Origin of the sequence: Nocardia sp. NPDC059177, assembly GCF_042755165.1 — a bacterium.
Taxonomy (GTDB): domain Bacteria; phylum Actinomycetota; class Actinomycetes; order Mycobacteriales; family Mycobacteriaceae; genus Nocardia.
This window is the reverse complement of sequence record NZ_JBHZBX010000008.1, coordinates 186934-210369: the sequence shown is the minus strand read 5'-3', so window position 1 is coordinate 210369 and position 23436 is coordinate 186934. Positions and strand designations below refer to the sequence as shown.

Below are 23436 nucleotides of genomic sequence, written 5' to 3'. Positions count from 1 at the left end.
TTCTTCGTGTCGGGCAGTGCCGGGGTCGGCGCGGGTGTCAGCGGCCGCGGAAGGCCGGGTCGCGGCGCTGCCGGAACGCGGCCAGTCCCTCTTTGAAATCCGCTGTGCGGCAGGCGAGTTCGAGCGCGTAGAGCTCGTTGTCCATCGCCTCGGTGAGTCCGGTGCGCAGATTGCGGTGGACGGCCTGTTTGGCGAGACCGAACGCCACGGTGGGCGCGCAGGCCAGTCGGTCGAGCAACTCGTCGGTGGCCCGGTCGAGGTCGCCCGGTGTGGTGGCCTCGTGGATCAATCCCCACTCCGCGGCCGCCGCGGCGCCGACCTGCTCGCCGAGCAGCAGCATCCGCTTGGCGCGGGCCACACCGACCAGGCGCGGCAGCAGCCAGGTCGAGCCGGAATCCGGGCTGAACCCGCGGGGCAGGAACGGTTCCCAGAACACGGCGTCGGTGTCGGCGAGGGTGAAATCGGCGGCGATCGCGAGATTGCAGCCGAGCCCGGCCGCCCATCCCCGGACCGTGCACACCACCGGAAGGTGCAGGGCGTGCACGAGTTCGACGACGCGGTGGGCGGTGTGCGGGATACGCCGGACCAGGTCCCCGGTCGGTGGGCGTTCGCCGGTGGTGTTGGTCGCGACCCAGTCGACGCCCGAGCAGAAGTCCCCGCCCGTGCCACGGAGATGGATCACGCGCACCGCGGGATCGGTCGCGGCGTCGGTGAGCGTGGCGACGAGGGTGTCGAGCATGGCGGGGGAGAGCGCGTTGCGTCGCTGCGCGCGGTCGAGGGTGAGGCGCAGAACCGGCCCGTCGTGCTGGACTCCTACGGTCCCGGCGCTGTCGTCGGGCGCGTTGTCGGTCGTCACTGTGGTCCCCGATTCTTCCTGGTCGGCCGATGTCCCCGGCGATATCGTTAGATATACAGTAGCTAATACCGATACCTTGCGCGCAGCTTTACCGTTATGTATACAGTAGTCATATCTATTCGGTTCGCGGCAAGTCTTCCGACCAGGGCAGGCCCGCCGTCACCACTTCCCGTCAGGACATCGAGGACCGAACCATGCACGCAGGAAAAACGAACCCCGACAGCGGTATCGGAGCACTCTGTTGACCGAGTGGACGATCAGCGCGGTCTTCGACGAGGTCGCGGCCGCCGTACCGGACCGGACGCTGACGGTGTGCGGCGAGCGCCGCCGCACCTTCGGCGACACGGCGCTGCGGACCAGGAAGTTCGCGAACTTCCTGGCCGGGCGCGGCTTCGGCGCGCACACCCCGCGCGCGGACCTCGAGCGCTGGGAATGCGGCCAGGACCGGATCGCGCTGCTGATGCGCAACGATCAGTACCTCGACGTGATGATCGCCGCCATGAAGGCGCGCGTCGTGCCGGTCAACATCAATCACCACTACACCGCGCACGAGATCCGCGACCTGCTCACCTACATCGCGCCGCGCGGCATCGTGTACCACCGATCGTTCGGGCCGGTGGTGGCGGAATCCGCGCCGGACGGTGTCGATCTGCTGGTCTCGGTCGACGACGGCAGCGACGTCCCCGAGCTCGCCGGTGCCGTCGGGTACGAGGACGCGGTGGCACGCGGCGCCGCCGAACCCGTCATCGAGACCTCACCCGACGACCTGGTCATGCTGTGCACCGGTGGCACGACGGGCCGGCCCAAGGGGGTGCTGTGGCGGCAGAGCGACATGTACGTCTCCTCGATGAACGGCGCCGACCACGCATCGGGTGACGGGTTGCGCCGGCTCGCGCAGATGACCGGCCACGTCTGGTTCGCGGTGTCACCGCTGTCGCACGCGGCAGGCATCTGGACCTCCTTCGCCGGCCTGCTCGCCGGGCAGACCATCGTGCTCTACGACGACCGCCACACCTTCGACGCGCACACCGCGCTGCGGATCGCCGAGCGCGAAAAAGCCGCGCTCATGACGATCGTCGGCGACGCCTACGCCGGACCGCTGGTGCGCGCCCTGCGCGCCGGGGACTACGACCTGGCCGCACTGCTCGCGATCGGCACCGGCGGCGCGGCGACCAACCCGATACACCGGCGCGAGCTGCTGGAACTACTGCCGCACGCCATCGTCGTCGAGGGCTACGGATCCTCGGAGACCGGCGGCATGGGATTCGGCCGCAGCACCAAGGGCAACGAGGTCGACAGCTTCGCTCCGATGCCGGGCGGCACCGCGGTCTCCCACGACCGCACCCGGTTCCTGACACCGGGCGATCCCGAGGTCGGCTGGGCGGCGCGCACGGGTCGCGTCCCGCTGGGCTACCTCGACGACCGGGCGGCCACCGAGCGGACGTTCCCCGTCATCGACGGTGTGCGGATGGCGATCCCCGGTGACCGCGCGAGCGTCGACGCCGACGGAACGCTGCGCCTGCTCGGGCGCGACGCCCTGGTGGTGAACACCGGCGGCGAGAAGGTGTTCGTCGAAGAGGTCGAGGAGGTGCTGCGCTCGCATCCCGGGGTCGCGGACGCGCTCGTGGTCGGCAGGCCGAGCGAGCGCTGGGGCAGCGAAGTCGTCGCGCTGGTCTGTCCCGGGCCGGGGGACGCGGTCGGCGCCGACGACCTGCGGCAGGTGTGCAAGTCGCGGCTGGCGGGGTTCAAGGTGCCCAAGGCCGTGATCTACGTCGAGGAGATCCGGCGCCTCGGCAACGGCAAACCGGACTATCGCTGGGCGATGCAGCGGGCGGTGGCCGACACCACCGAGGAGATCGGAGCATGACGACGATGCGCAAGGTCAACGACTGTCTGGTCAATGTGCACTTCGGGGAACGCGAGCAGCCCACCTGGATGCTCGAGGTGCGCGACAACTACTTCAAGGGCGCCGGGTCGATGTACGACCGGGTCGAGCTCCCCGCACTGCTCGCGGAGATGGACGAGCAGGGGGTGGAGAAGGCCGTCCTGATGTACTCGATGGTGAAACCGTCCAAGACCGCGCTGGAATTCGTCGAGGCGCGACCGGACCGGTTCTCGCTGGCGGTCAACGGGGTCGACCTGCTGCACCCGGTGGCCTCGCTGCGCGAACTCACCGCGCTGGTCCGCGATCTGCCCGTCACCTACACCACCACCGGTGCCAGCTTCTGGGGCGACGGCCGGTACCCGCCGACCGACGCGGTCTACTACCCGCTCTACTACAAATGCGCCGAGATCGGGCTGCCGCTGTGCATGAACACCGGCATTCCCGGCCCGCCGATTCCGGGTGAGGTGCAGAATCCGATCTACCTCGACCGGGTCTGCTACCAGTTCCCCGAACTGCGGCTGTGCATGATCCACGGCGCCGATCCGTGGTGGGACACCGCGATCAGGCTGCTCATCAAATACGAGAACCTGCGGCTGATGACCTCGGCCTGGTCACCGAAACGGTTGCCGGAGAGCCTCGTTCACTTCATGCGCACCCGTGGCAAGAACAAGGTGATCTTCGGTTCGGACTGGCCGGTGCTGGCCATGCGCCGGGTCGTGCCCGAGGCGATGGCGCTGGATCTGCCCGCCGACGTGCTCGACAACTACCTCTACCACAACGCGCAGGAGTTCTTCTTCGGCGACCGATCCGTCGGCGCTTGACCCGCCGGAACCAGGAGCAAAGGAATATGGACCGTTACGAATTGCGCCGCCAGGACTACAGCCTGTCGGCGGATCAGACCGAACTCCAGGCCGGGTACGCGAAGTTCTTCCGTTCGCGGTGCTCGCTCGACACCGTCCGTGCGGCGGAGGCGGCCGGGTTCGACAAGCAGCTGTGGGAACAGCTGTGCGCGACCGGTGCGACCACGATGGCGCTGCCCGAACAGGCAGGCGGTGACGGCGCGACGCTGGTCGAATTGTCGCTGGTCGCCGAGGAACTCGGACGGGTGATCGCGCCGCTGCCGTGGATCGACCACATCGTCGCGGCCCGATTGCTGGCGCGGCTCGGTGCGCTGCCCACAGGCGAACCCGGCAGCGCCGAGATCGTCGACGGTACCCGGCTGCTCGCCCTCGACACCCGCGTCGATCCCGTCACCGGGGTCCGGCTGATCGCCGCGGGATCGGTCGCCGACGAGATCATCGTGCGCGACGGATCCGAGATCGCGCGGCTGCGTTTCGACACGCGGCCCGCCAAGGTCGACAATATCGGCCGGCTGCCGATGGCCTGGGTCGACCCGGCCGCCGCCGACCACCGGACGGTCCTGGCCACCGGCGCCGAGGCACTGGCCGCCTACGACCGGGCACTCGACGAGTGGCGGGTGCTGACCGCCGCCGCGCTGGTCGGCCTGATCGACGAAACACTGCGGATCGCCGCGGAATTCGCGACCACCCGCTACACGATGGGCGTGCCGATCTCGACATTGCAGGGCATCTCGCATCCGCTGGCGAATATCGCGATCACGGTCAACGCCGCCCGCAACCTGAACCGGCGGGCCGCGTGGTTCCTCGAACACGAGCCAGGCATCCAGCCCGCCCTGCCCGCCGCGGCGTTCGTCTACATCGCCGAGGAGGCGCCGCGCGCGGCGACCATGGCGGTCCAGGTGCAGGGCGGTCTCGGGGTGGCGACGGAATCGGCCGCCTCGGCCTATCTGGTGCGCGCCAGGGGCTGGCCACTGGCCGCCGGTGATCTGGGCGCCAGCGCAGTGCAGGTCGCCGAACTCTTCGCCGCAGCGTCGGCCTAGGACGGAGCAGAACATGGATTTCTCCCGAGTCGAACTCTCGGCCGACGACCAGGAATTCCTGGACAGCGCACGAGCTTTCCTCACCGAACACGTCACCGACGAGGTCCGGCGCCGCGATCGCGAGACCGGCGACAACTTCGACGAGGGCGTCCACCTGGCCCTCGGCGCGGCCGGCTGGCTGACCGCCGAACTGAACGCCGAAGAGGACGGTGGGCTCTCGCGCATGCGCCGCCGCCTGTGGGACCTGGAGAAGCGGCGGGTCCACATTCCCTGGGTCACCTGGGGGACCACCGCCATCGTCGCCAAATCCGTGCGCAAGCACGGTTCCCCGGAACTCCAGGCCGAAGTGCTACCCGGCCTGGAACGCGGGGAGGTGCGGCTGTGCCTGGGCTACACCGAGCCCGACGGCGGCTCCGACGTCGCGATGTGCAAGACCAGGGCGGTCCGCGACGGCGACCAGTGGGTGATCAACGGATCGAAGATGTTCACCACCGGCGCGCACAACTGCCAGTACGTCTTCCTCATCACCAACACCCACCCCGAGGCCCGCAAACACCACAGCCTCACCATGTTCCTGGTCCCGCTCGACACGCCGGGCATCGAGATCCAGGGCATCCGCACCGTCGACGGCGATCGCACCAACATCGTCTACTACAGCGATGTCCGCGTCGCCGACAAGTACCGCCTCGGCGAGGTGAACGGGGGGTGGGCCGTGCTGATGGGCCCGCTCAACGAGGAACACGGCGTGGTCGGCGCCGACGACGACGGCCTGCAGGACGTCTCGATCCTGGTCCACCAGGGCACGATGATGGCGACCTCGGTGGAGGAGGTCGTCGGGATCGCCGCACGCCCCGGTCCCGACGGACGCAGCCTGCTCGACGACCGGTCGGTGGCCTATCGCCTGGGCCGCAGCATCGCGCGGATGGAGGCCTCGCTGGCGGCGCCGCACATGTTCGGGCGGGTCGCCATCGCCCAGACCATGCGCGACATCTCGCCCGATCTCATGGACATCCTCGGGCCCGCCTCGGCGCTGCCGATCGACACCGACGGTGCCGCCGACAACGGCGCGATGGAGTACATCTACCGCTGGGCGCCGCTGTGCGGCATCTACGGCGGCACGCTGGAAGTGTTCCGCAACATGATCGCCCAGCACATCCTCGGTCTCGGCCGGGCCAATTACTCGCTGCCCGCCAAGCCGACGGCGACAGCGAGCTGAGCGAGCCCGGAAGGAACATCGTGGCCGAGTCCACCCGCCGCCTGCCACCGTCGACCACGCCGGAGACCGAGTTCTACTGGGCCTCCGGCGCCGACGGCCGGCTGCGGATCACCCGCTGCCGCTCGTGCGCGGCACTGATCCACCCGCCGCAACCCGTGTGCCGGTACTGCCGCGGCGAGCAGCTCGACATCAGGGCGGTGTCGGGATTCGCGACCTTGATCGGATTCACGGTCAATCACCGGTTCTCGGTGCCCGGCCTGCCCGCACCGTATGTGGTGGCGCAGGTGGCGCTCGAAGAGGACACCCGGGTCCGTCTGACGACCAATCTCGTGGACTGCGACCCCGCCGACCTGGTCCTCGGACAGCGGATGGAAGTGGTGTTCCAGCAAGCGGAGACGGCGTGGCTGCCGCTGTTCCGGCCCGCCACCACGGGTGGGCAGCCGGCCGCGATGCCCACCGACCCGATCGACCCGGTCGCCGTGCGCGCGCACATCCGCCCGATGGCCACCCGCGAGAAGTTCGAGGACAAGGTCGCGCTCACCGGAATCGGCCGGTCACAGATCGGGCGACGGCTGATGGCCGACCCACTGGCCCTGACCCTGGCGGCCTGCCGCGCCGCGGTCGCCGACGCCGGGCTCGCGCTCGACGACATCGACGGCCTGTCCACCTACCCCGGCACGGGAAACCTCGGGCCCTTCACCGAAGGTGGCGTCACCGCCGTGGAGTCGGCGCTGGGCATCCGCCCGACCTGGCACAACGGCGCCGCGGAGACCTTCGGACCCGGCGGTTCGGTGATCGCGGCCATGCTGGCGGTGGCCGCCGGCCTGGCCCGCCATGTGTTGTGTTTCCGCACGGTCTGGGAGTCGACCTACGCCGAACATGTTCGCGCGGGCCGGATCTCGCCCGCCGGTGGCATCACCGACCCCTGGCTCGCGCCGTTCGGGGCGGTCTCGGCCGCGCACCTGCTCGCGCAGACCGCGCAACGGCACTTTCACCGGTACGGCACCGACCGGGAATCGCTGGGCTGGATCGCGCTGAATCAGCGCGCCAACGCTGCACTCGATCCGTCGGCGATCTACCGCGACCCGTTGACCATGGACGACTACCTGTCCGCCCGCCCGGTCACCACACCCTTCGGGCTCTACGACTGCGACGTACCGTGTGACGGCGCGGTGGCAGTGATCGTGTCGGCCAGGGAGACCGCGGCCGATCTGCCCCGGCCACCGGTGCTCGTCGAGGCGGTCGGCACCCAGATCGTCGAACGGCTCGAATGGGATCAGAGCACGCTCACCCACGAGCCGCAGGTCCTCGGCCAGGCCGCGCACCTGTGGTCACGCACCACACTGGGCCCCGCGGACGTGGACGTCGCCGAACTCTACGACGGGTTCACCTTCAACTGCCTGTCCTGGCTCGAGGCGCTGGGCTTCTGCGGCATCGGCGAGGCCAAGGACTTCCTCCAGGGCGGCAAGAACATCGCCCGCGACGGGCTGCTGCCGCTCAACACCCACGGCGGTCAGCTCTCACACGGACGCACCCACGGCATGGGGTTGATCCACGAGGCGATCACGCAGCTGCGCGGCAGCGCGGGCGCGCGACAGATTCCCGGCGCCGGGGTCGCGGTCGTCAGCAGCGGCGGATTGACCCCCGGCGGCGTGCTGTTGCTACGGAGGGACACATGAGCGGCGACGGTATCGAGTTGCTGGCGACGACCGCGGATCCGGTGGTGGCGCGCGAGGTCCAGGTCGGCGGGATGCGGATGTCGGCCCTGTGCGCCGAGGTCGCCGACCCGCGCGCGGTGGTCGTCGCGGTGCACGGCGGCGCCACCTCGGCGCACTATTTCGACCTGCCGGGCAGGCCGTGGCTGTCGCTGCTGCGGCTCGGCGCCCGGCTGGGCTTCACAGTGCTGGCCCTGGACCGGCCGGGCTACGGCGCCTCCGCGCCGTGGGACGAGGTCTTCGACGACCCGCGCCGCCGGGTCGAGGCGAGCTACGGCGCGATCGACGCGCTGCTCGGCACGAGCGGGCGCGGTGCTGGGGTCTTCCTCGCCGGGCATTCGGCGGGCTGTGATCTGGCCGCGCGGATGGCCGCCGACGAGCGCGGCGCCGACCTGCTCGGACTCGAACTGGCCGGCACCGGCGTGCACAAGCAGGCCGAGGCCATCCGGGTCATCGACGAGATCCGCCGCACCCGCAGGGCGGGCGGAATCCGTGACCTGCTGTGGAGTCCACCGGGTGGCTATCCGCCGGAAGTGGCCGGCGGACGTTCGCTCACCGTGGACACCCCGCGCTACGAGACCGCCGTCGTCGTGGACTGGCCGACAGACTTCCGGGCACTCGCCGCACGGGTGCGGGTGCCGGTCCGGCTGACCACCGCCGAACACGAGCGGGTGTGGCGGACCGACGCCGCCGCACGCGCCGAGATCGCCGGATTCTTCACCGCGACACCATCGTTCGCCGACCACGAGCAGCACGGGTGCGGCCACAACATGAGCGTGGGTCACCACGCCGCCGCCTACCACCTCGGCCTGCTGGCGTTCGTGGAGGAATGCGCGCTGCGAGCGACCAGCCCCGGTACCGAATGTGAGGAACGCTAGATGCAACGAATGATCGCCCCCGAGATCTCCACCTGGCCGGCGGAGGACTTCGCCCTGATCGGCGGATCGTGCACCGACTGCGGTGCCACTGTGTTCCCGATCCAGGCACTGTGCCCGCGGTGCAGCCACCCGGCCGTCGAGGAGATCACGCTGCCGCGCACCGGCACGCTGGTGGCCTGGACGACACAGGGTTTCCTGCCGGGCGCGCCCTATCTCGGTGACGAGACTGCGCAGACCTTCGTTCCCTTCGGCGTCGGGCTGGTGCAGCTCGGTGACGTGATCCGGGTCGAGGCCCGGCTCACCGAGAACGACCCGGACAAGCTCGAATTCGGGATGGACGTCGGGCTCACCACGGTGCCGCTGGGCACCGATTCCGACGGCGCGCAGGTTCTCACCTTCGCCTTCCAACCCGCCTGAGGGACAGGAGTTCCGCAATGACCAACGACGTAGCGATCATCGGCGTGGGGATGCACCCCTTCGGCCGACTCGAGGGCAAGACCGCCATGCAGATGGGGACCGACGCGATCCGGGCCGCGCTCGCCGACGCCGGACTGGAGTGGCGAGACATCCAGTTCGCCGTCGGCGGCAGCTGGGAGGTCGCCAATCCCGATGCGATCGTGGCGATGATGGGGCTGACCGGCATCCCGTTCACGAACGTGTTCAACGCGTGCGCCACCTCCGCCAGTGCCACCGAGGCCTGCGCCGACGCGATCCGGCTCGGCAAGTACGACATCGGCATCGCGATCGGCATGGACAAGCATCCGCGCGGGGCGTTCACCGTCGACCCCACCCTCGTCGGGATGCCCAAGTGGTACGGCGAGAACGGCCAGTACCTGACCACCAAGTTCTTCGGCATGAAGGCCAACCGCTACCTGCACGACTACGGTATCTCCCAGCAGACCCTGGCCAAGGTGGCGGCCAAGAACTATCGCAACGGCGTGCTGAACCCGAATGCGTTCCGGCGCAAGCCCATCGCCGAGCAGGACATCCTGGACTCGCCGATGTTCAACTATCCGTTGACCCACTACATGTTCTGTGCGCCCGACGAGGGCGCCGCGGCGGTGATCATGTGCCGCGCCGACATCGCGCACCGCTACACCGGCACACCCGTCTACGTGCGCGCCGTCGAGGTGCGCACCCGCACCTACGGCGCCTACGAGGTCAACACCACCTACGCGCCGGTGTCCGAGGAACCCTCGCCCTCGGTCCACGCCTCGCGCAGCGCCTTCGAGTCCGCGGGCATCGCGCCCACCGACATCGATGTGGTGCAGTTGCAGGACACCGACGCGGGTGCCGAGATCATCCACATGGCCGAGGCGGGCTTCTGCGCCGACGGTGACCAGGAGCGCTTGATCGCCGAGGGCGCGACCGAGATCTCCGGCGCGCTGCCGGTGAACACCGACGGCGGGCTGATCGCCAACGGGGAACCGATCGGCGCCTCGGGCCTGCGTCAGCTCCACGAACTGGTGCTGCAACTGCGCGGGACCGCGGGGGAGCGCCAGGTCGCCGGTGCGCCCAAAGCCGGTTTCGCGCTGCTCTACGGCGCTCCCGGCACGGCGGGCGCCACCATCGTCACCACATGAACCGCTCCCGCTGCCGCAGCGGGAGCAACCGTCGAGCACCGGAGGTGCACTGTGAAAGTCCCGTTCACCTGGAAGGTCACCGGCTGGTTCATGGTCGGCTGGTCGGCGGAGTTCGTGCGCGGGGAGACCCGACCGCTGCGCTATTTCGGCGAGGACCTCGTCGGCTATCGCGACGAAGCCGGCGAGGTCCACATCCTGACCGGGCACTGCCGCCATCTCGGCGCGCATCTCGGCCACGGCGGCAAGGTCGTCGGCGACTGCGTGGAGTGCCCGTTCCACGGCTGGCGGTGGGGCCCCGACGGCACCAACCGCAAGATCCCCGGCGAGAACCGGGTCAACCGGGGCCTGAAACTGCGGGTGTATCCCGTGCAGGAACAGCACGGCTGCGTGTTCATGTGGCATCACCCCGACGGGAAGCCGCCGCAGTGGGAGATGCCCGACATCCTGCGGATGTGGCCCGAGCTGGACTCCGACCCGGACAACTACTACCGGCCCTATCCCGAATTCTCCAGCAAGAGCGAACGTGAACCGGTGCATCCGCAGGTCGTGCTGGAGAACGGGCCGGACAGCCTGCACTTCGAATACGTGCACGGCGCCACGGTGACTCCGCAGATGCTCGACTACCGAGCGGTCGACCACACCTGGTCGTTCTTGACCGGGTGGCCCGACGCGCGCAGCGACGACCCGGCGAAGATGGCGCTGAAGATCCACGCGCAGATGTTCGGGCTCGGTGGCTCGATCAGCGCGTTCGAGGGGTCGTCGAAGCATCGGCTGATCTTCGCCACCACCCCGGTCGACGACGAGTGTTCGGATCTGTTCTATTCGATCTGGTGGCCGAAGAATCCCGGCGACGATTCCGACGTGCCGCCGCCGGAAGTGCGCGCCCGGGTGGAGCAGCAGTTCCTGGTGACGGTCTGGGAGGACCTGAGCATCTGGCGGTACCAGAAGTACGTCGAACGGCCGCCGCTCTCACCCAAGGACGCCAAACCGTATCTGTCCCTGCGCAAGTGGGCCACTCAGTTCTACGACGTGCCGCCGGCCGACGCCGCGACGGTCCCGTCGTGACCACGCGGTCACTGGCCGAGCTCGTGGCGCCGGCGCACACCGTGATCGTCACCCAGGAATGCCAGGGTGCGGTGGTCGGCCCGGCCGCCGGGCTGCCCGCGCTCGCCGACGAGGCCCGCCGGGTGGCACTGCCCAATATCGAAACCCTGCTCCCGGTGGCGCGCGCGGCTGGGGTCCGGGTCGTGCACTGTCTGGTGTGGCGGCGCGCGGACGGGCTCGGCTCCAATCACAATGCGAAACTGTTCGCCCTCGGCCGGCGCGGAGTCGCGGTGACACCGGGTAGCGAAGGCGCGTCGCTGCTGCCCGAATTCGGACCAGAACCCACCGATCTGGTGCTCGGGCGTCAGCACGGACTCGGCCCGATGGGCGGCACCGACCTCGACGCCGTGCTGCGCAATCTGGGTGTCAAGACCATTGTGGCGGTGGGTGTTTCGCTGAACGTGGCGATTCCGAATCTGGTGATGGACGCGGTCAACGCCGCCTACGACGTGGTGCTCCCGCGCGACGCGGTGGCCGGCATACCGGCCGGATACGGCGAGGCGATGATCGACAACACGCTGTCGTTGCTGGCCACCGTCACCACGACCGACGAGTTGCTGACGGCCTGGCGCTGATCGTCGCCGAGACACCAACGGCGCTCCCGCCCGTCAGGGCCGGAGCGCCGTTCGCGTGTCGCGGCTCAGTCGCTGGACGGCAGCTGCTTGGCTTCCTTGAAACCGAGCGGGACCGCGTGCACGGCGAGGGTGCCCGCCCCGGCCTGCGTGACCAGGATCTCGGCGCCGGTCTCGTGCACGTAGCGCTTGCCCACCGCGGTCCCGCCGGCGAATGCGGGATCGAGCACCGCGCCGGTGCCGGACTCCTCGCCGAGCGGCACCATGGGCGCGCCACCGCAGCGCAGGCCGTCGATGGCGTCGGTGGATTTGATGACGATGACCTGGGTCCGGCAGACCTGGCTCGCCAGACGGGTGCCGCTCTTGATCACGATGACTCCTGTGCGGTGGACGGGACGGGGGACAGTTCCCCGACGAGAGTGCGCCGCAGGATCTTTCCCGTCGGCGTGGTGGGAAGTTCGGTCCGGAAGACGACCCGGTCCGGCGTGCGCGAGCCGCGCAGGTTCTCGCGCACGTGCGCGCGCAACAGGTCGGGATCCTGGGCCGAGCCGGGCGCCGGCACGACCACGGCGACAATGATCTGGCCCCACTCCGGGTCGGGCACGCCGATCACGGCCACCTCTCGCACGTCGGGATGCTCGACGAGAACATCCTCGAGTTCGGCGGGTGCGATGTTCTCCCCGCCGCGGATGATGGTGTCGTCGGACCGGCCGCCGATGAACAGGTAGCCCTCGTCGTCGAGTTCGGCCAGATCCTTGGTCGGGAACCAGCCCTCGGCGTCGAGCACGGAACCGATCCCGGCGTAGACGCCCGACACCTGCGGCCCCCGGACGAACAATTCGCCGACCTCGCCCGCGGCGAGTACGGTGCCCGCCGCGTCCCGGATCTGGAGCTCGACCCCGGGCACGGCGCGGCCGACCGAACCGAGTCGCCGGGCCACCGCGGGATCGGTGGACTCGTAGGCGATCCGGTGATCCTCGGGCGTCGAGATCACGATGGTCGAACTGGTCTCGGTCAGGCCGTAGGCGTTGACCAGGCCCACCCCGGGCATCGCTGCGACGGCCGCGCGGACCAGCGGCAACGGTGCCTTGGACCCGCCGTAGGCCAGTGTGCGCAGCGACGGCAGCTCGGTGCCGGGCCTCGCCCGCAGGACCGTGATGATCCGGTCCAGCATGGTGGGAACCACGGTGGCGTTGGTGATCTGTTCGGTGCGGACGAGCTCGATCCAGCGGGCCGGATCGAACTGCCGCAGATACACCGTCCGGCGGCCCGCGTACAGATTCGACAGCGCCGCGCCGACCCCCGCGATGTGATAGGGCGGCACGCACACCAGCGCCGCGTCCTCGGGCTCGGCGGAGGCGAACTCGACGGTGCCCATCACATAGCCGGTCAGGTTGGCATGGGTCAGTTCGACGGCCTTGGGCCGCGAGGTCGTGCCCGAGGTGAACAGCAGCACGGCCAGCTCGTCGGGGGAGGGGTCGTGGGCGACGGTGACCGCGCCGGTGGTCCGCAGCGCGGCGAAGAACAACGCGGAATTGATCACCTGTTCGCCGGAACCCGCCACCATGTCGGCGTATTCGGCGTCGACGACGATCAGCGGTGCGGGCAACCGGTGGATCAGTTCGCGCAGCGCGCTCGCGCTGAGCCGGTAGTTCAGTGGAGTGAACCCCCGCCCGGCGCGCGCGGAGCCGAACAGCAACAGCGGCAACATGACCCCGCCCGTCCCCACATAGGCGACGTGACCCGCACCCGAGGAGCCGATCAGCCCCGCCGCCCGATCGGCCAGTTCGCTCAGTTCCGCGGCAGTCGTGCGCACGCCGTCGGAGACGACCGCGACACGGTCGGGATCACTCGCCGCGACCATCTCGAGCAGCACCGAAATGCTCAATTCATCACCTCTGCGCCATCGTGCGGTCAGTTCGCGTTCTGCGCGGTGGCCGCTTTGATCTGGGACTGGAATGCCGCGAGCTTGTCCGCCGACGAGGTGGACTTGTGGCTGCGTGCCTGGATGCTCACGTCGTGGTCGGCCGATGCCGCCCGCAGTGCTCCGACGGTGGCCTGCTCCCGCGGGACGTGCTGGAACGGGTCGAAGGAGTACCAGCGCATCGCGTTGAGATGGGTCATCTTGTCGATCTCGTCGTCGGGCACCTGCTCGCGCCCGAGGACCTCGGCGAGCACTTCGGGAGCGTCGGGCCACATGGAATCGCTGTGCGGGTAGTCCATCTCCCACATGATGTTGTCGATGCCGATCTCGTGGCGCAGCCGCACGCCGATCGGATCGCTGATGAAACAGGTCATGAAGTGGTCACGGAACACCTCCGAGGGCACCTTGCCGTCGAAGTTCTGCATCGTCCAGGTGGAGTGCATCTCGAAGGTGCGGTCGACGCGCTCGAGGAAGTACGGAATCCAGCCGGTGCCACCCTCGGACAGTGCGATCTTGAGGTCCGGGTAGTCCTTGACCGGGCGCGACCAGAGCAGATCCGCGGCGGCCTGCACGATGTTCATCGGCTGCAGGGTGATCATCACATCCGGCGGTGAGTCGACGGCGGGGATCGACAGGCGTCCCGAGGAGCCGATGTGGACGTTGAGAACGGTCTCGGTGTCGACGAGCGCCTGCCACAGCGGGTTCCAGTACGAGTCGTGGAAGCTGGGATAACCCAACGCGGCGGGGTTCTCGCTGAAGGTCAGCGAGTGCACGCCTTTGTCTGCGACCCGGCGGACCTCGGCGGCGCACAACTCGGCGTCCCAGATCACCGGAAGCGCCATGGGAATGAACCGGCCGGGGTAGGCGCCGCACCATTCATCGATGTGCCAGTCGTTGTAGGCCCGCACCAGGGCGAGCGAGAAATCCGGGTCCTCGGTCGCGAAGAGCCGCCCGGCGAATCCGGGGAACGACGGGAAGTTCATCGACGCCAGGACTCCACCGGCGTTCATGTCCTTGATGCGCTCGTGCACATCGAAACAGCCGGGCCGGATCTCGTCGAGGCCGTCGGGCTCGAGCCCGTATTCCTCCTTGGGGCGCCCCGCCACGGCGTTGAGTGCCACATTGGGGATGACGGTGTCGCGGAACTTCCACACATCCGCGCCGTCGGGGGTGCGTACCAGCTGTGGCGCTTCGTCGGCATACTTCGCGGGAAGGTGGTTCTTGAACATGTCCGGCGGCTCGATGATGTGATCGTCGACGCTGATCAGGACCATGTCGTTCTTCTCCATGATCACACTCCTCAAAATGGTTACTGTAAGGCTTACAATATAGCTGTTTGGTGGCCCGCGCAGCGCGGGTATCGCTTCACAGGATCGCCCCGCTTTCCTTCGCGGCGACGATGTCGTCCCATTCCAGGCCGAGTTCGAGCAGGATCGTCTCGGTGTGCTCGCCGTACTCCGGGGCGCGCACGGCCGGTGCGGGCATTTCGTCGAACTGCACCGGTGCGGCGACGGTGCGGTAGTCGTTGCCCGCGCTGTCGGTCACCGTCATCAGGTAGCCGTTGGCCGCGACCTGTGGATCGTCGAGGACTTCGCGGGGGCTGGCGATGGTCGCCCAGACGCCCGGCTCGTCGGCCAGTGCCTTCTGCCAGTGCGCCAGATCGGCCTGGGCGAAGGTCTTGCGCAGCTCGGCCGTCGCGGCCTCCTGGTTGACGACCAGATTCGCCAGCGGCACGAACCGTTCGTCGTCGCCGAGGTCGGCGCGGCCGATGCGCTCGCAGAACCCGCGCCAGTAGCGGTCTGCCTGGAGCAGGACCAGTTGCACCCAGCGGTCGTCTCTGGTCCGGTACCGGTTCACCGCGGGATTGAGCGCGGTGCCCGCCCGGCCGGCCGGAATGCGGTCGATGTCGTAGTAGTCCGCGGCCGCGATATCCGGCGCGACCGCCCACATCCCCTGGGCCAGCAGCGACGAGTCGACCAGCGGGGCGTGGCCGGTGCGCTCGCGGTGGAACAGCGCCGCGGTGACCCCGCCGGCCAGGGTGATACCACCCTGCAGATCGCCGAACGCGGGACCCTGCGCCATCGGGAACTCGGCGTCGGTCGGCGTCAGCGCGTAGGCGACACCGGCGCGGGCCAGATAGCTGGCCGCGTCGAAGCCGCCGCGATCCTGTTCCGGGCCGCGGCTGCCGTGCCCGCTGCCCCTGGCGATGATCACCTGCGGGTTGAACTCGCGGATCTGCTCGACGGTCAGGCCCGCGCGCTCGAGCGGCGCGGGCAGCCAATTGGTCAGGAAGACATCGGCATTCGTGATGAGCTTGCCGAGGATCTGCCTGCCCCGCGCGGACTTGATGTCGATGCCGATGCTGCGCTTGCCGTGGTTGCCGAGCTCCATCATGAAGTTGGCCTGCACCGCGGTGCCCGTCCCGTCGAGGCCGCCGATGGTCAGGTTGCGGCACGGATCGCCGCCGTGGGTGTCCTCGATCTTGATCACGTCCGCGCCCCAGTCGGCCAGCGCGGCGCCCGCGCTCGGTACATAGGTCCACGACGCCAGCTCGATCACCGTGACGCCATTGAGCAAACCGGACATCGGCGCTCCTCTCCCGCAATTGATACGTGTCGTGAAGTACTATACGGTAATCATTACAGTTACTCATCCAGGATGGTCATCGGGAGGCAATGTGAGCGACGTCGTCGAAGAGCGGACGGCCCTGAGCCCGGAGTGGGGTCGCCGGGCAGCCGCCCAGGCCGAGTTCCGCATGCTCATCGATGGTCAGCTGACGGAATCGTCCTCGGGCGCCACGTTCGACAACAGCAGTCCGGCGACCGGGCTGGTCCTGGGCACCACCGCCGCCGCCGGCGAACCGGACATGCGGCGCGCGATCGACGCCGCCCGCCGCGCCTTCGACGACACCACGTGGTCGACCGACTCGGCCCTGCGCCGCCGCTGCCTCGAACAACTCCAGCGGGCACTGGAGTCCGAGCTCGAACAGCTGCGCACCGAACTGGTCGCCGAGGTCGGCTGCCCGGTGCTGACCACCCACAACGCCCAGCTGGAATGGCCACTGGCACAGGCCCTGCGGTACCCGGCGGGCCTGATCGACGACTTCGCCTGGGAGCGGGTGCTCGACGGCGGCGGGCTGTTCGGCGAGCGCAACAAACGCACCGTCGTGCAGGAGCCGGTCGGCGTGGTCGCCGCGATCTGCCCGTCGAACTTCCCCCTCGAGGTCATCCTCAACAAGCTGGGTCCGGCACTGGCCGCGGGCAATACGGTCGTGCTCAAACCCGACCCGCACACGCCGTGGAACGCGACCCGGCTCGGGCGGCTGATCGCCGAGCGCACCGACTTCCCGCCGGGTGTGGTCAATGTCGTGACCACCCCGTCGAACGCGGTCGCCGAACTGCTGGCGACCGATCCCCGGGTCGATCTCATCTCGTTCACCGGGTCGACCGCGGTCGGCCGCGCCCTGCTGCGCCACGGCGCGGGCACCATGAAACGCACGTTCCTCGAACTCGGCGGCAAGTCCGCGCTCATCGTGCTCGACGACGCGAAGCCGGAGCACGCGCTGCGCAGCGCGATCGGGGTGTGCGTGCATGCGGGTCAGGCCTGCGCGGCGACGAGCCGGATGCTGGTGCACCGCTCGATGTTCGACGACCTGGTCACGGCGGTGGGCGCGGCGTTCGCCGCGGTGCCGGTGGGCGATCCGGCGCTGCCGGAGACGCTGGTCGGTCCGGTCATCAGCGCGAGTGCGCGGACCCGGGTGCTCGACGCGTGCGCGCAGGCGGTGCGCGACGGCGCGCGGCTGGTCACCGGCGGCGGCAGGCCGGCCGACCTGCCCGCCCATCTCGCCGACGGCCACTTCGTCGAACCGACGGTCTTCGTGGCCGAGGACCCCGGCACGGCGATCGCCCAGGACGAGATCTTCGGTCCGGTCCTGGTGATGATTCCCTTCGACGACGACGACGAAGCGGTGCGCATCGCCAACGACAGCGCCTTCGGGCTGGCCGGTGCGGTGCTGTCGCGGTCCGACGACCGCGGCATGGGCATCGCGCGGCGGCTGCGGACCGGCGCGGTCGGCGTCAACGGCGGCATGTTCTACGGCGCCGACGCACCGTTCGGCGGCTACAAGAACAGCGGCATCGGCCGCCAGTGCGGCATCGAAGGGTTCCAGCAGTACCTGGAGACCAAGACCATCGGCTCCCGGCTGCCCCGGCAGAGCTGAACACACGTACTCGAAAGGGATTCACCCGTGGGAAAATTGGACGACAAGGTCGCGGTCATCTCGGGCGCCGCACGCGGGCAGGGACGCTCGCACGCGGTGCACCTCGCGGCCGAGGGCGCGAGCATCATCGCGCTCGACATCTGCGCCGACCTCGACGGCAACACCTATCCACTGGCGCGGCCGGAGGACCTCGAGGAAACCGGCCGGCTGGTCGAGAAGGAGGGGGCGCGGTTCCATCCGGTGATCGTCGACGTGCGCGAACGCGGCGCCGTGTGGCAGGCGATCGCCGACGGTGTCGCAGCGCTCGGCCGGCTCGACATCGTCGTCGCCAACGCGGGCATCGCCCCGCTCGGGCGCGGTCAGACCGTCCAGTCGTGGTCGGACACCATCGACACCGATCTCGTCGGCGTATTCAACGTGGTGCAGGCCAGCCTGCCGCACCTCGCCGCGGGCGCGTCGATCATCGCCACCGGTTCGCTCGCCGCGCAGCTGGGCAGCTCGACCAAGCAGGGGCCCGGCGGGTCCGCCTACAGTTTCGCCAAACAGGTTGTCGCGCACTATGTGAACGATCTGGCCGTGCAGCTCGCGAAGAAGTCGATCCGCGTCAACGCCGTCCACCCGACCAATGTCGACACCGCCATGCTGCACAACGAAGGCATGTACAAGATCTTCCGGCCCGATCTCGACGCCCCGACCCGGGCCGACGCCGAGGTCGCGTTCCCGGCGATGCAGGGCATGCCGGTCCCGTACATCCAGCCGCAGGATGTGTCGAATCTCGTCGTCTTCCTCGCCTCCGAGGACGCCCGGTACATCACCGGCAGCCAATTGCGGGTGGACGCGGGCGGTTTCGTCAAAGCTGTGCCCTGGGGGAAGTGAGCCATGACCACGACGACGGTGTACAAGCTCAACCGCTGTGTCGTCTGCGGCTGGGAATACGACGAGGAACTCGGCTGGCCCGAGGACGGGATCGCGCCCGGAACCCGCTGGGCCGACATCCCCGAGGACTGGACCTGCCCCCTCTGTGGCGCCGAGAAGGCCGATTTCGACATGGTCGAGGTGTCGCGGTGAGTGTGCCGGACATCGACAAGCCGCTCGCGAACAAGACCATGATCATGTCGGGCGGCAGTCGCGGCATCGGGCTCGAGATCGCCCGGCGCGCGGCCGCCGACGGGGCGAACATCACCCTCGTCGCCAAGACGGATCAGCCGCATCCGCGACTGCCGGGCACTGTGCACACGGCGGCCGCGGAACTCGAGCAGGCGGGCGGCAAGGTTCTCGCGGTGGTCGGCGACGTGCGCGAGGACGCGGTGGTCGCTTCGGCGGTCGAGCGGACCGTCGAACGGTTCGGCGGAATCGACATCGTCGTCAACAACGCCTCGGCGATCGACCTCTCCACCACCGACACCCTGTCGATGAAACGCTACGATCTGATGCTCGACATCAACTGCCGCGGCAGCTTCCTGCTGTCCAAACTGGCGATCCCGGCCCTGCGGGCATCGGCGCTGGCCGGTCGCGACCCGCACATCCTCACCCTGTCGCCACCGTTGAACCTCGATCCCCGGTGGGCCGGTGCCCATCTCGGCTACACCATCGCCAAATACGGGATGTCGCTGACCACCCTCGGCCTGTCCGAGGAACTGCGGGCCGACGGGATCGCGGTGAACTCGCTGTGGCCGCGCACCACCATCGCCACCGCGGCGATCCGCAACCGCCCCGGCGGCGCGGAACGGGTCACCACCTCGCGGACCCCCGCTATCTGCGCCGACGCCGCCTACCTGGTTCTCACCACCCCGTCCGGCCTGCTCACCGGCGAGTTCCTCATCGACGAGGACGTGCTGGTCGCACACGGAATCACCGATCTGGACAGCTACCGGGCCGTCCCCGGCGACGCGCCGCTGACCACCGATCTGTTCCTCTAGCGCACGGAGTTCGACGAGATGACCGACGATGCGATCCTGCACCAACGGCGCGACGGCGGCGTCTGCACGCTGACGCTGCACCGGCCCCATCGCAAGAACGCGATCACGCTGGAACTGTGGATCGCGGTGCGCGAAGCGCTGGACTCGATCGCGCACGACGACTCGGTGCGGGCGGTGGTGCTCACCGGTGCGGGCGGTTCGTTCTGTTCCGGCGCCGATGTCGTCGACAGTGACCCCTATGCCGCGCCGTTCCCCAAACTACGCGCGATCGCCGAGGTCGCCCAGCGCCTGCACGACCTGCCGGTGCCGACCGTCGCCAAGGTGCGCGGTGCCGCGGTCGGGGCCGGCTGGAATCTGGCACTGGGCTGTGACCTGGTGGTCGCGACCCCGGACGCGACTTTCGCCCAGGTCTTCGCCCGGCGCGGGCTCTCGCTCGACTGCGGCGGTTCGTGGCTGCTGCCCAAACTCGTCGGTGTGCAGCAGGCCAAACGGCTGGCGCTGCTGGCCGAGACGATCGATGCGGCCACGGCGCTCGAGCTGGGGCTGCTCACCTGGATCAAGTCCGACGCCGAGATCGACGAGTTCGTCGACACGCTCGCCCAGCGCCTGGCCGCGGCGCCACCGGTCGCCGTGGCGCAGACCAAGGCCCTGCTCAACGAGGGGGTCGACCGGACCATGCACGAAGCGCTGGCGAGCGAGTCACGCGCCCAGGCGGTGAATTTCGCGACCACCGATGTCCCGGAGGCCTATGCGGCATTCGCGCAGAAGCGGGACGCGACATTCACCGGCGCGTGGAATGTGGTGCGTCCGGCGCGGTGACGGTGCCGGTCTCGCCTCGGTGAGACCTGCGATCACCCGTCCGGTCCGCAGGGCGCCGAGCCGTCGGTGCGGTCAGATCTCCGTCGCCACGACGCCCGCCTCGAGCAATTCGGTGACGGCCGCCGGGGACAGGCCGAGCTCGCGCAGGACGGTCGCGGTGTCGGCGCCTAGCCGGGGTGCGGGCGCGGAGGGGGTGTGTTCGCCGTTCACCGACGCGGGTGCGCCGGGTGCGAGGTAGGTGCCGACACCTGGTTGCCGGAGCGGGGTGAACAGCGGGTTGGCGGTGACGCGGGGGTCGGTGGCGACCTCGTGGAATGTCCGGTAACGCTCCCAGAGGATCGAGGTCCGTGCCAGCGCGGCGGCGATCGTGGCGCCGGGACGCTCCCGGAACCACGGAGCGAACAGGCCGGTGAGGACATCACGGTGGTGGTAGCGGGTGCCCTCGTCGGTGAAGTCGGCGTCGAGGGCCGTCGCCAGCGCCTCGACCGCCTTACCGGTTCCGGTGAGGTCGGCGAGCTCGCGGAAATGCCGTGGCGTGAGCGCGACGACCATGAACGTGGTGCCGTCGGCGCCGTGGAAGTGCTGACCGTACTGACCGTAGATGGCATTGCCGAGCCGTGGCCTGGGCGCCGCGCACAGCATCGCCTCGGTGAGGAAGCCGAGGTTGCCCGCCGTCGCGAGCGCGACATCCTCCAACGGCAGCGTGATCCGGCTACCTTCCCCGGTCGCGTCACGATGCCGCACGGCCGCCGCGATCGCCAGGGCCGAGTACATCCCGCAGAGCAGATCCCAGGCGGGCAGGACCTGGTTGACCGGCTCGGCGTGGTCGGCCGGACCGGTGACCAGCGGGAACCCGATCGCCGCATTGACGGTGTAGTCCACGGCGGTGGATCCGTCGGCGCGGCCGAGGATTTCGACGCGGATCAGGTCGGGGCGCAGGCGGACGAGAGTGTCGTAGTCGAGCCAGGCGCGTCCCGCGGTGTTGGTCAGCAGGATGCCGCCCGCGGGTCCCTCGGTGATCAGGCGCGTGATCAGCTGTTGCGCCGCCGGTGCGCGCAGATCGGCGGCGACGGACCGCTTGCCCTTGTTCAGCCCGGTCCAGTAGATGCTCTCGCCGTCCGCGCTGAGCGGCCACCGGTGGTGGTCGGCCGCGCCGCCGAGCGGGTCGACCCGGATCACCTCGGCACCGAGCTGGCGCAGGGTCATGCCGGCCAGCGGCGCGGCCACGAAGCTGGCGATCTCCACCACCCGGATCCCGGCCAGCGGTTGTGCCGCCGAACGGCCGTCCGCGCTCATCGGTGCGTGCCCTGGGCGAGCAGCGCGCGCAGACCAGGCAGATCGGCCTTGCCGGTACCGCCGCGCGGGACGAGCTCGGGGGAGTCCAGCAGGACCCACACCGTCGGAATCTTGAAGGCGCTCAACGATTCCCGGACCTCGGCGCGTAGCGACTCAGGAGTCGTCGCGGGATCGCACACCACGACCGCGCCGACGGACCCCGCCACCTCGGCGACGAAGGCCTCGTCCACGCCGTCGACGGCACGCAGCGCCCGCTCGACCTCGCTGGGATACACCGTCGCCCCGCTGACCTTGAACATATCGTCGGATCGCCCGTGGTAGAAGAGGAATCCCTGGGTGTCGAGGCGGCCGAGATCGCCGGTGGGGTAGAAACCGTCACGGGTCAGCACGTCGTCGCGGCCGCAGATGCCGCGCAGGATGTGCGGGCCGCGCAGCTCGATGACCCCGACCGTGCCCGGCGGGACCGGATGGCCGTCGCCGGGGTCGGTGATGCGCACCTCCATCCCGGGAAACGGTCTGCCGCAGCTGCCCTGCGCGGTGTCCGGCAGATCGGTGTCGGCCGGGTAACCGCAGTAGGGCCCGAAGGATTCGGTCATCCCGAACAGGTTGGCGCGGGCACCGGGCTTCGACCGCAACGCCGGCGGCAGCAGCGCCTCGAGGCTGCCCGGCCGCAAGGTGGGCACCGGCAGGTCGAGTTCCGCGGCGCGCCGGGCGAGTGCTTCGGCCTGATCGGGCCAGCCGCGAAACAGCGTCACGCGTTCCCGGCGCAGCAATTCGAGAGTCGTTTCCGGCTGCGGGATCGCTTCGGTGATCAGCGTGGCGCCCGCCACCAGCGCCGACAGGACGCCACCGCCGAGCCCACCGACCCAGAAGAACGGCATCGGCAGATACAGCCGGGTGGTGGCGTCGATACACCGGGCGGCCAGGCCGGCGCGCACGGCGCCGAACGCACTGCCGTGCGAGTGCACGACCCCCTTCGGCATCCCGCGACTACCCGAAGTGAACAGGACGACCAGCGGATCGGCGGCGCAGACCGACTCGGCGAGCGCGTCGACGATCCCCCTCGCCGGTGCGCTCGGTGTCCGCGCGAACAGCTGATCGATCGTCCACACGTGGCGCAGCGCGGGCAGCGCCGGGTCGGACAGGGGCACGGCCGGGTCCGGCCCCGGGGGGAGATCCTCGAGATACCGCCGTCCGCGAAACTCCGCCACCGTCACCACGATCCGGACCGCAGCGACCCGCAGCTGGGCGCGGAGTTCCGGCGGCCGCAGCAGAGTACTCAGCGGCACCAGGACGGCGCCGATCCGGGTGAGCGCCACGGCGAGCTGGACCCAGGCGGTGCCGTTCGGCAGCAGCACACCCACCCGCGTGCCCTTGCCGACACCTGCGTCGACGAGCACCGCGGCCAGCCGCCGGGTCGTGGAGTCGAGCTCGCCGTGGGTGAGGCTCGTCTCCGGTTCGATCACCGCCGGTTTGTCCGGGGTCGTCGCGGAGTTGTGGCGGATCAGGCGGTCCATCGTGACCTCGACGGTCGCTCCGGGGGCGGCTAT

22 protein-coding genes are annotated in these 23436 nt (G+C 69.6%); 15 read left to right on the top strand and 7 right to left on the bottom strand.

All coding sequences use genetic code 11. The features are described from left to right. Window positions 1-37: 37 nt before the first annotated feature. Window positions 38-856, bottom strand: a complete 819-nt coding sequence (locus ACFXK0_RS13245) for an enoyl-CoA hydratase/isomerase family protein (protein WP_379410375.1) — start codon at window positions 854-856, stop codon at window positions 38-40. 241 nt (window positions 857-1097) lie between these two features. Here ACFXK0_RS13245 and ACFXK0_RS13240 point away from each other — a divergent pair, with 241 nt between their 5' ends. From ACFXK0_RS13240 to ACFXK0_RS13195, 10 genes are read left to right on the top strand one after another with little or no spacing between them, the layout of a single operon-like run. Next, a complete protein-coding gene (locus tag ACFXK0_RS13240) occupies window positions 1098-2723 on the top strand; it encodes an AMP-binding protein (protein ID WP_379410374.1) in 1626 nt (541 codons plus the stop codon). Then, complete coding sequence (locus tag ACFXK0_RS13235) at window positions 2720-3562, top strand: amidohydrolase family protein (RefSeq protein WP_379410373.1); 843 nt, start codon at window positions 2720-2722, stop codon at window positions 3560-3562. Before ACFXK0_RS13240 ends, ACFXK0_RS13235 begins: the two co-directional genes overlap by 4 nt. Before the next feature lie 26 nt (window positions 3563-3588). Continuing rightward, on the top strand, window positions 3589-4641 hold the full coding sequence (locus ACFXK0_RS13230; RefSeq protein WP_379410372.1) for an acyl-CoA dehydrogenase family protein: 1053 nt from the start codon (window positions 3589-3591) through the stop codon (window positions 4639-4641). Window positions 4642-4654: 13 nt separating this feature from the next. Further along, on the top strand, window positions 4655-5857 hold the full coding sequence (locus ACFXK0_RS13225) for an acyl-CoA dehydrogenase family protein (RefSeq protein ID WP_379410371.1): 1203 nt from the start codon (window positions 4655-4657) through the stop codon (window positions 5855-5857). A 20-nt stretch (window positions 5858-5877) separates the two neighbouring features. Then, the gene (locus ACFXK0_RS13220) at window positions 5878-7536 is read left to right on the top strand and encodes an OB-fold domain-containing protein (RefSeq protein ID WP_379410370.1); all 1659 of its coding nucleotides are present in this window, start codon (window positions 5878-5880) and stop codon (window positions 7534-7536) included. Further along, window positions 7533-8450, top strand: coding sequence for an alpha/beta hydrolase (locus ACFXK0_RS13215; RefSeq protein ID WP_379410369.1), 918 nt, complete (start codon window positions 7533-7535; stop codon window positions 8448-8450). The genes ACFXK0_RS13220 and ACFXK0_RS13215 overlap by 4 nt, the downstream gene beginning before the upstream one ends. Further along, entirely contained in the window at window positions 8451-8867 is a 417-nt protein-coding gene (locus tag ACFXK0_RS13210; RefSeq protein WP_379410368.1) for a Zn-ribbon domain-containing OB-fold protein, read from the top strand. 17 nt (window positions 8868-8884) lie between these two features. Beyond that, a complete protein-coding gene (locus ACFXK0_RS13205; RefSeq protein ID WP_379410367.1) occupies window positions 8885-10033 on the top strand; it encodes a thiolase family protein in 1149 nt (382 codons plus the stop codon). A gap of 51 nt (window positions 10034-10084) precedes the next feature. After that, window positions 10085-11098 carry an aromatic ring-hydroxylating dioxygenase subunit alpha gene (locus tag ACFXK0_RS13200; RefSeq protein ID WP_379410366.1) on the top strand — a complete coding sequence of 338 codons (1014 nt, stop codon included), beginning with the start codon at window positions 10085-10087 and terminating at the stop codon, window positions 11096-11098. Next, a complete protein-coding gene (locus ACFXK0_RS13195; RefSeq protein WP_379410365.1) occupies window positions 11095-11712 on the top strand; it encodes a cysteine hydrolase in 618 nt (205 codons plus the stop codon). Before ACFXK0_RS13200 ends, ACFXK0_RS13195 begins: the two co-directional genes overlap by 4 nt. 65 nt (window positions 11713-11777) lie before the next feature. Here the strand turns inward: ACFXK0_RS13195 and ACFXK0_RS13190 are convergent, their stop codons facing one another. From ACFXK0_RS13190 to ACFXK0_RS13175, 4 genes are all read right to left on the bottom strand, one after another. Beyond that, window positions 11778-12080, bottom strand: a complete 303-nt coding sequence (locus ACFXK0_RS13190; RefSeq protein ID WP_379410364.1) for a hypothetical protein — start codon at window positions 12078-12080, stop codon at window positions 11778-11780. Next, the gene (locus tag ACFXK0_RS13185; RefSeq protein ID WP_379410363.1) at window positions 12077-13597 is read right to left on the bottom strand and encodes a class I adenylate-forming enzyme family protein; all 1521 of its coding nucleotides are present in this window, start codon (window positions 13595-13597) and stop codon (window positions 12077-12079) included. Before ACFXK0_RS13185 ends, ACFXK0_RS13190 begins: the two co-directional genes overlap by 4 nt. 26 nt (window positions 13598-13623) lie before the next feature. Continuing rightward, window positions 13624-14922, bottom strand: a complete 1299-nt coding sequence (locus ACFXK0_RS13180) for an amidohydrolase family protein (protein WP_379410362.1) — start codon at window positions 14920-14922, stop codon at window positions 13624-13626. Window positions 14923-14998: 76 nt separating this feature from the next. Next, window positions 14999-16219 carry a CaiB/BaiF CoA transferase family protein gene (locus tag ACFXK0_RS13175; protein ID WP_379410361.1) on the bottom strand — a complete coding sequence of 407 codons (1221 nt, stop codon included), beginning with the start codon at window positions 16217-16219 and terminating at the stop codon, window positions 14999-15001. Window positions 16220-16310: 91 nt separating this feature from the next. Between ACFXK0_RS13175 and ACFXK0_RS13170 the strand changes: the two genes are divergently transcribed. The 5 genes from ACFXK0_RS13170 to ACFXK0_RS13150 are packed head-to-tail and all read left to right on the top strand — an operon-like array spanning window position 16311 to window position 20590. After that, window positions 16311-17852 (top strand): aldehyde dehydrogenase family protein, encoded by a 1542-nt coding sequence (locus tag ACFXK0_RS13170; protein WP_379410360.1) that lies wholly within the window; start codon window positions 16311-16313, stop codon window positions 17850-17852. Window positions 17853-17879: 27 nt separating this feature from the next. After that, a complete protein-coding gene (locus ACFXK0_RS13165) occupies window positions 17880-18728 on the top strand; it encodes a mycofactocin-coupled SDR family oxidoreductase (protein WP_379410359.1) in 849 nt (282 codons plus the stop codon). Window positions 18729-18731: 3 nt separating this feature from the next. Next, window positions 18732-18920: a rubredoxin gene (locus tag ACFXK0_RS13160; protein WP_379410358.1), complete on the top strand. Its 189-nt coding sequence runs from the start codon at window positions 18732-18734 to the stop codon at window positions 18918-18920. 2 nt (window positions 18921-18922) lie between these two features. Next, window positions 18923-19771 carry an SDR family oxidoreductase gene (locus tag ACFXK0_RS13155; RefSeq protein WP_379410436.1) on the top strand — a complete coding sequence of 283 codons (849 nt, stop codon included), beginning with the start codon at window positions 18923-18925 and terminating at the stop codon, window positions 19769-19771. An 18-nt stretch (window positions 19772-19789) separates the two neighbouring features. Next, window positions 19790-20590: an enoyl-CoA hydratase/isomerase family protein gene (locus tag ACFXK0_RS13150; protein WP_379410357.1), complete on the top strand. Its 801-nt coding sequence runs from the start codon at window positions 19790-19792 to the stop codon at window positions 20588-20590. Window positions 20591-20662: 72 nt separating this feature from the next. Here ACFXK0_RS13150 and ACFXK0_RS13145 read toward each other — a convergent pair whose 3' ends face one another. Beyond that, the gene (locus ACFXK0_RS13145) at window positions 20663-21886 is read right to left on the bottom strand and encodes a CoA transferase (RefSeq protein WP_379410356.1); all 1224 of its coding nucleotides are present in this window, start codon (window positions 21884-21886) and stop codon (window positions 20663-20665) included. Next, entirely contained in the window at window positions 21883-23403 is a 1521-nt protein-coding gene (locus tag ACFXK0_RS13140; protein WP_379410435.1) for a class I adenylate-forming enzyme family protein, read from the bottom strand. The genes ACFXK0_RS13145 and ACFXK0_RS13140 overlap by 4 nt, the downstream gene beginning before the upstream one ends. Window positions 23404-23436: the final 33 nt, after the last annotated feature.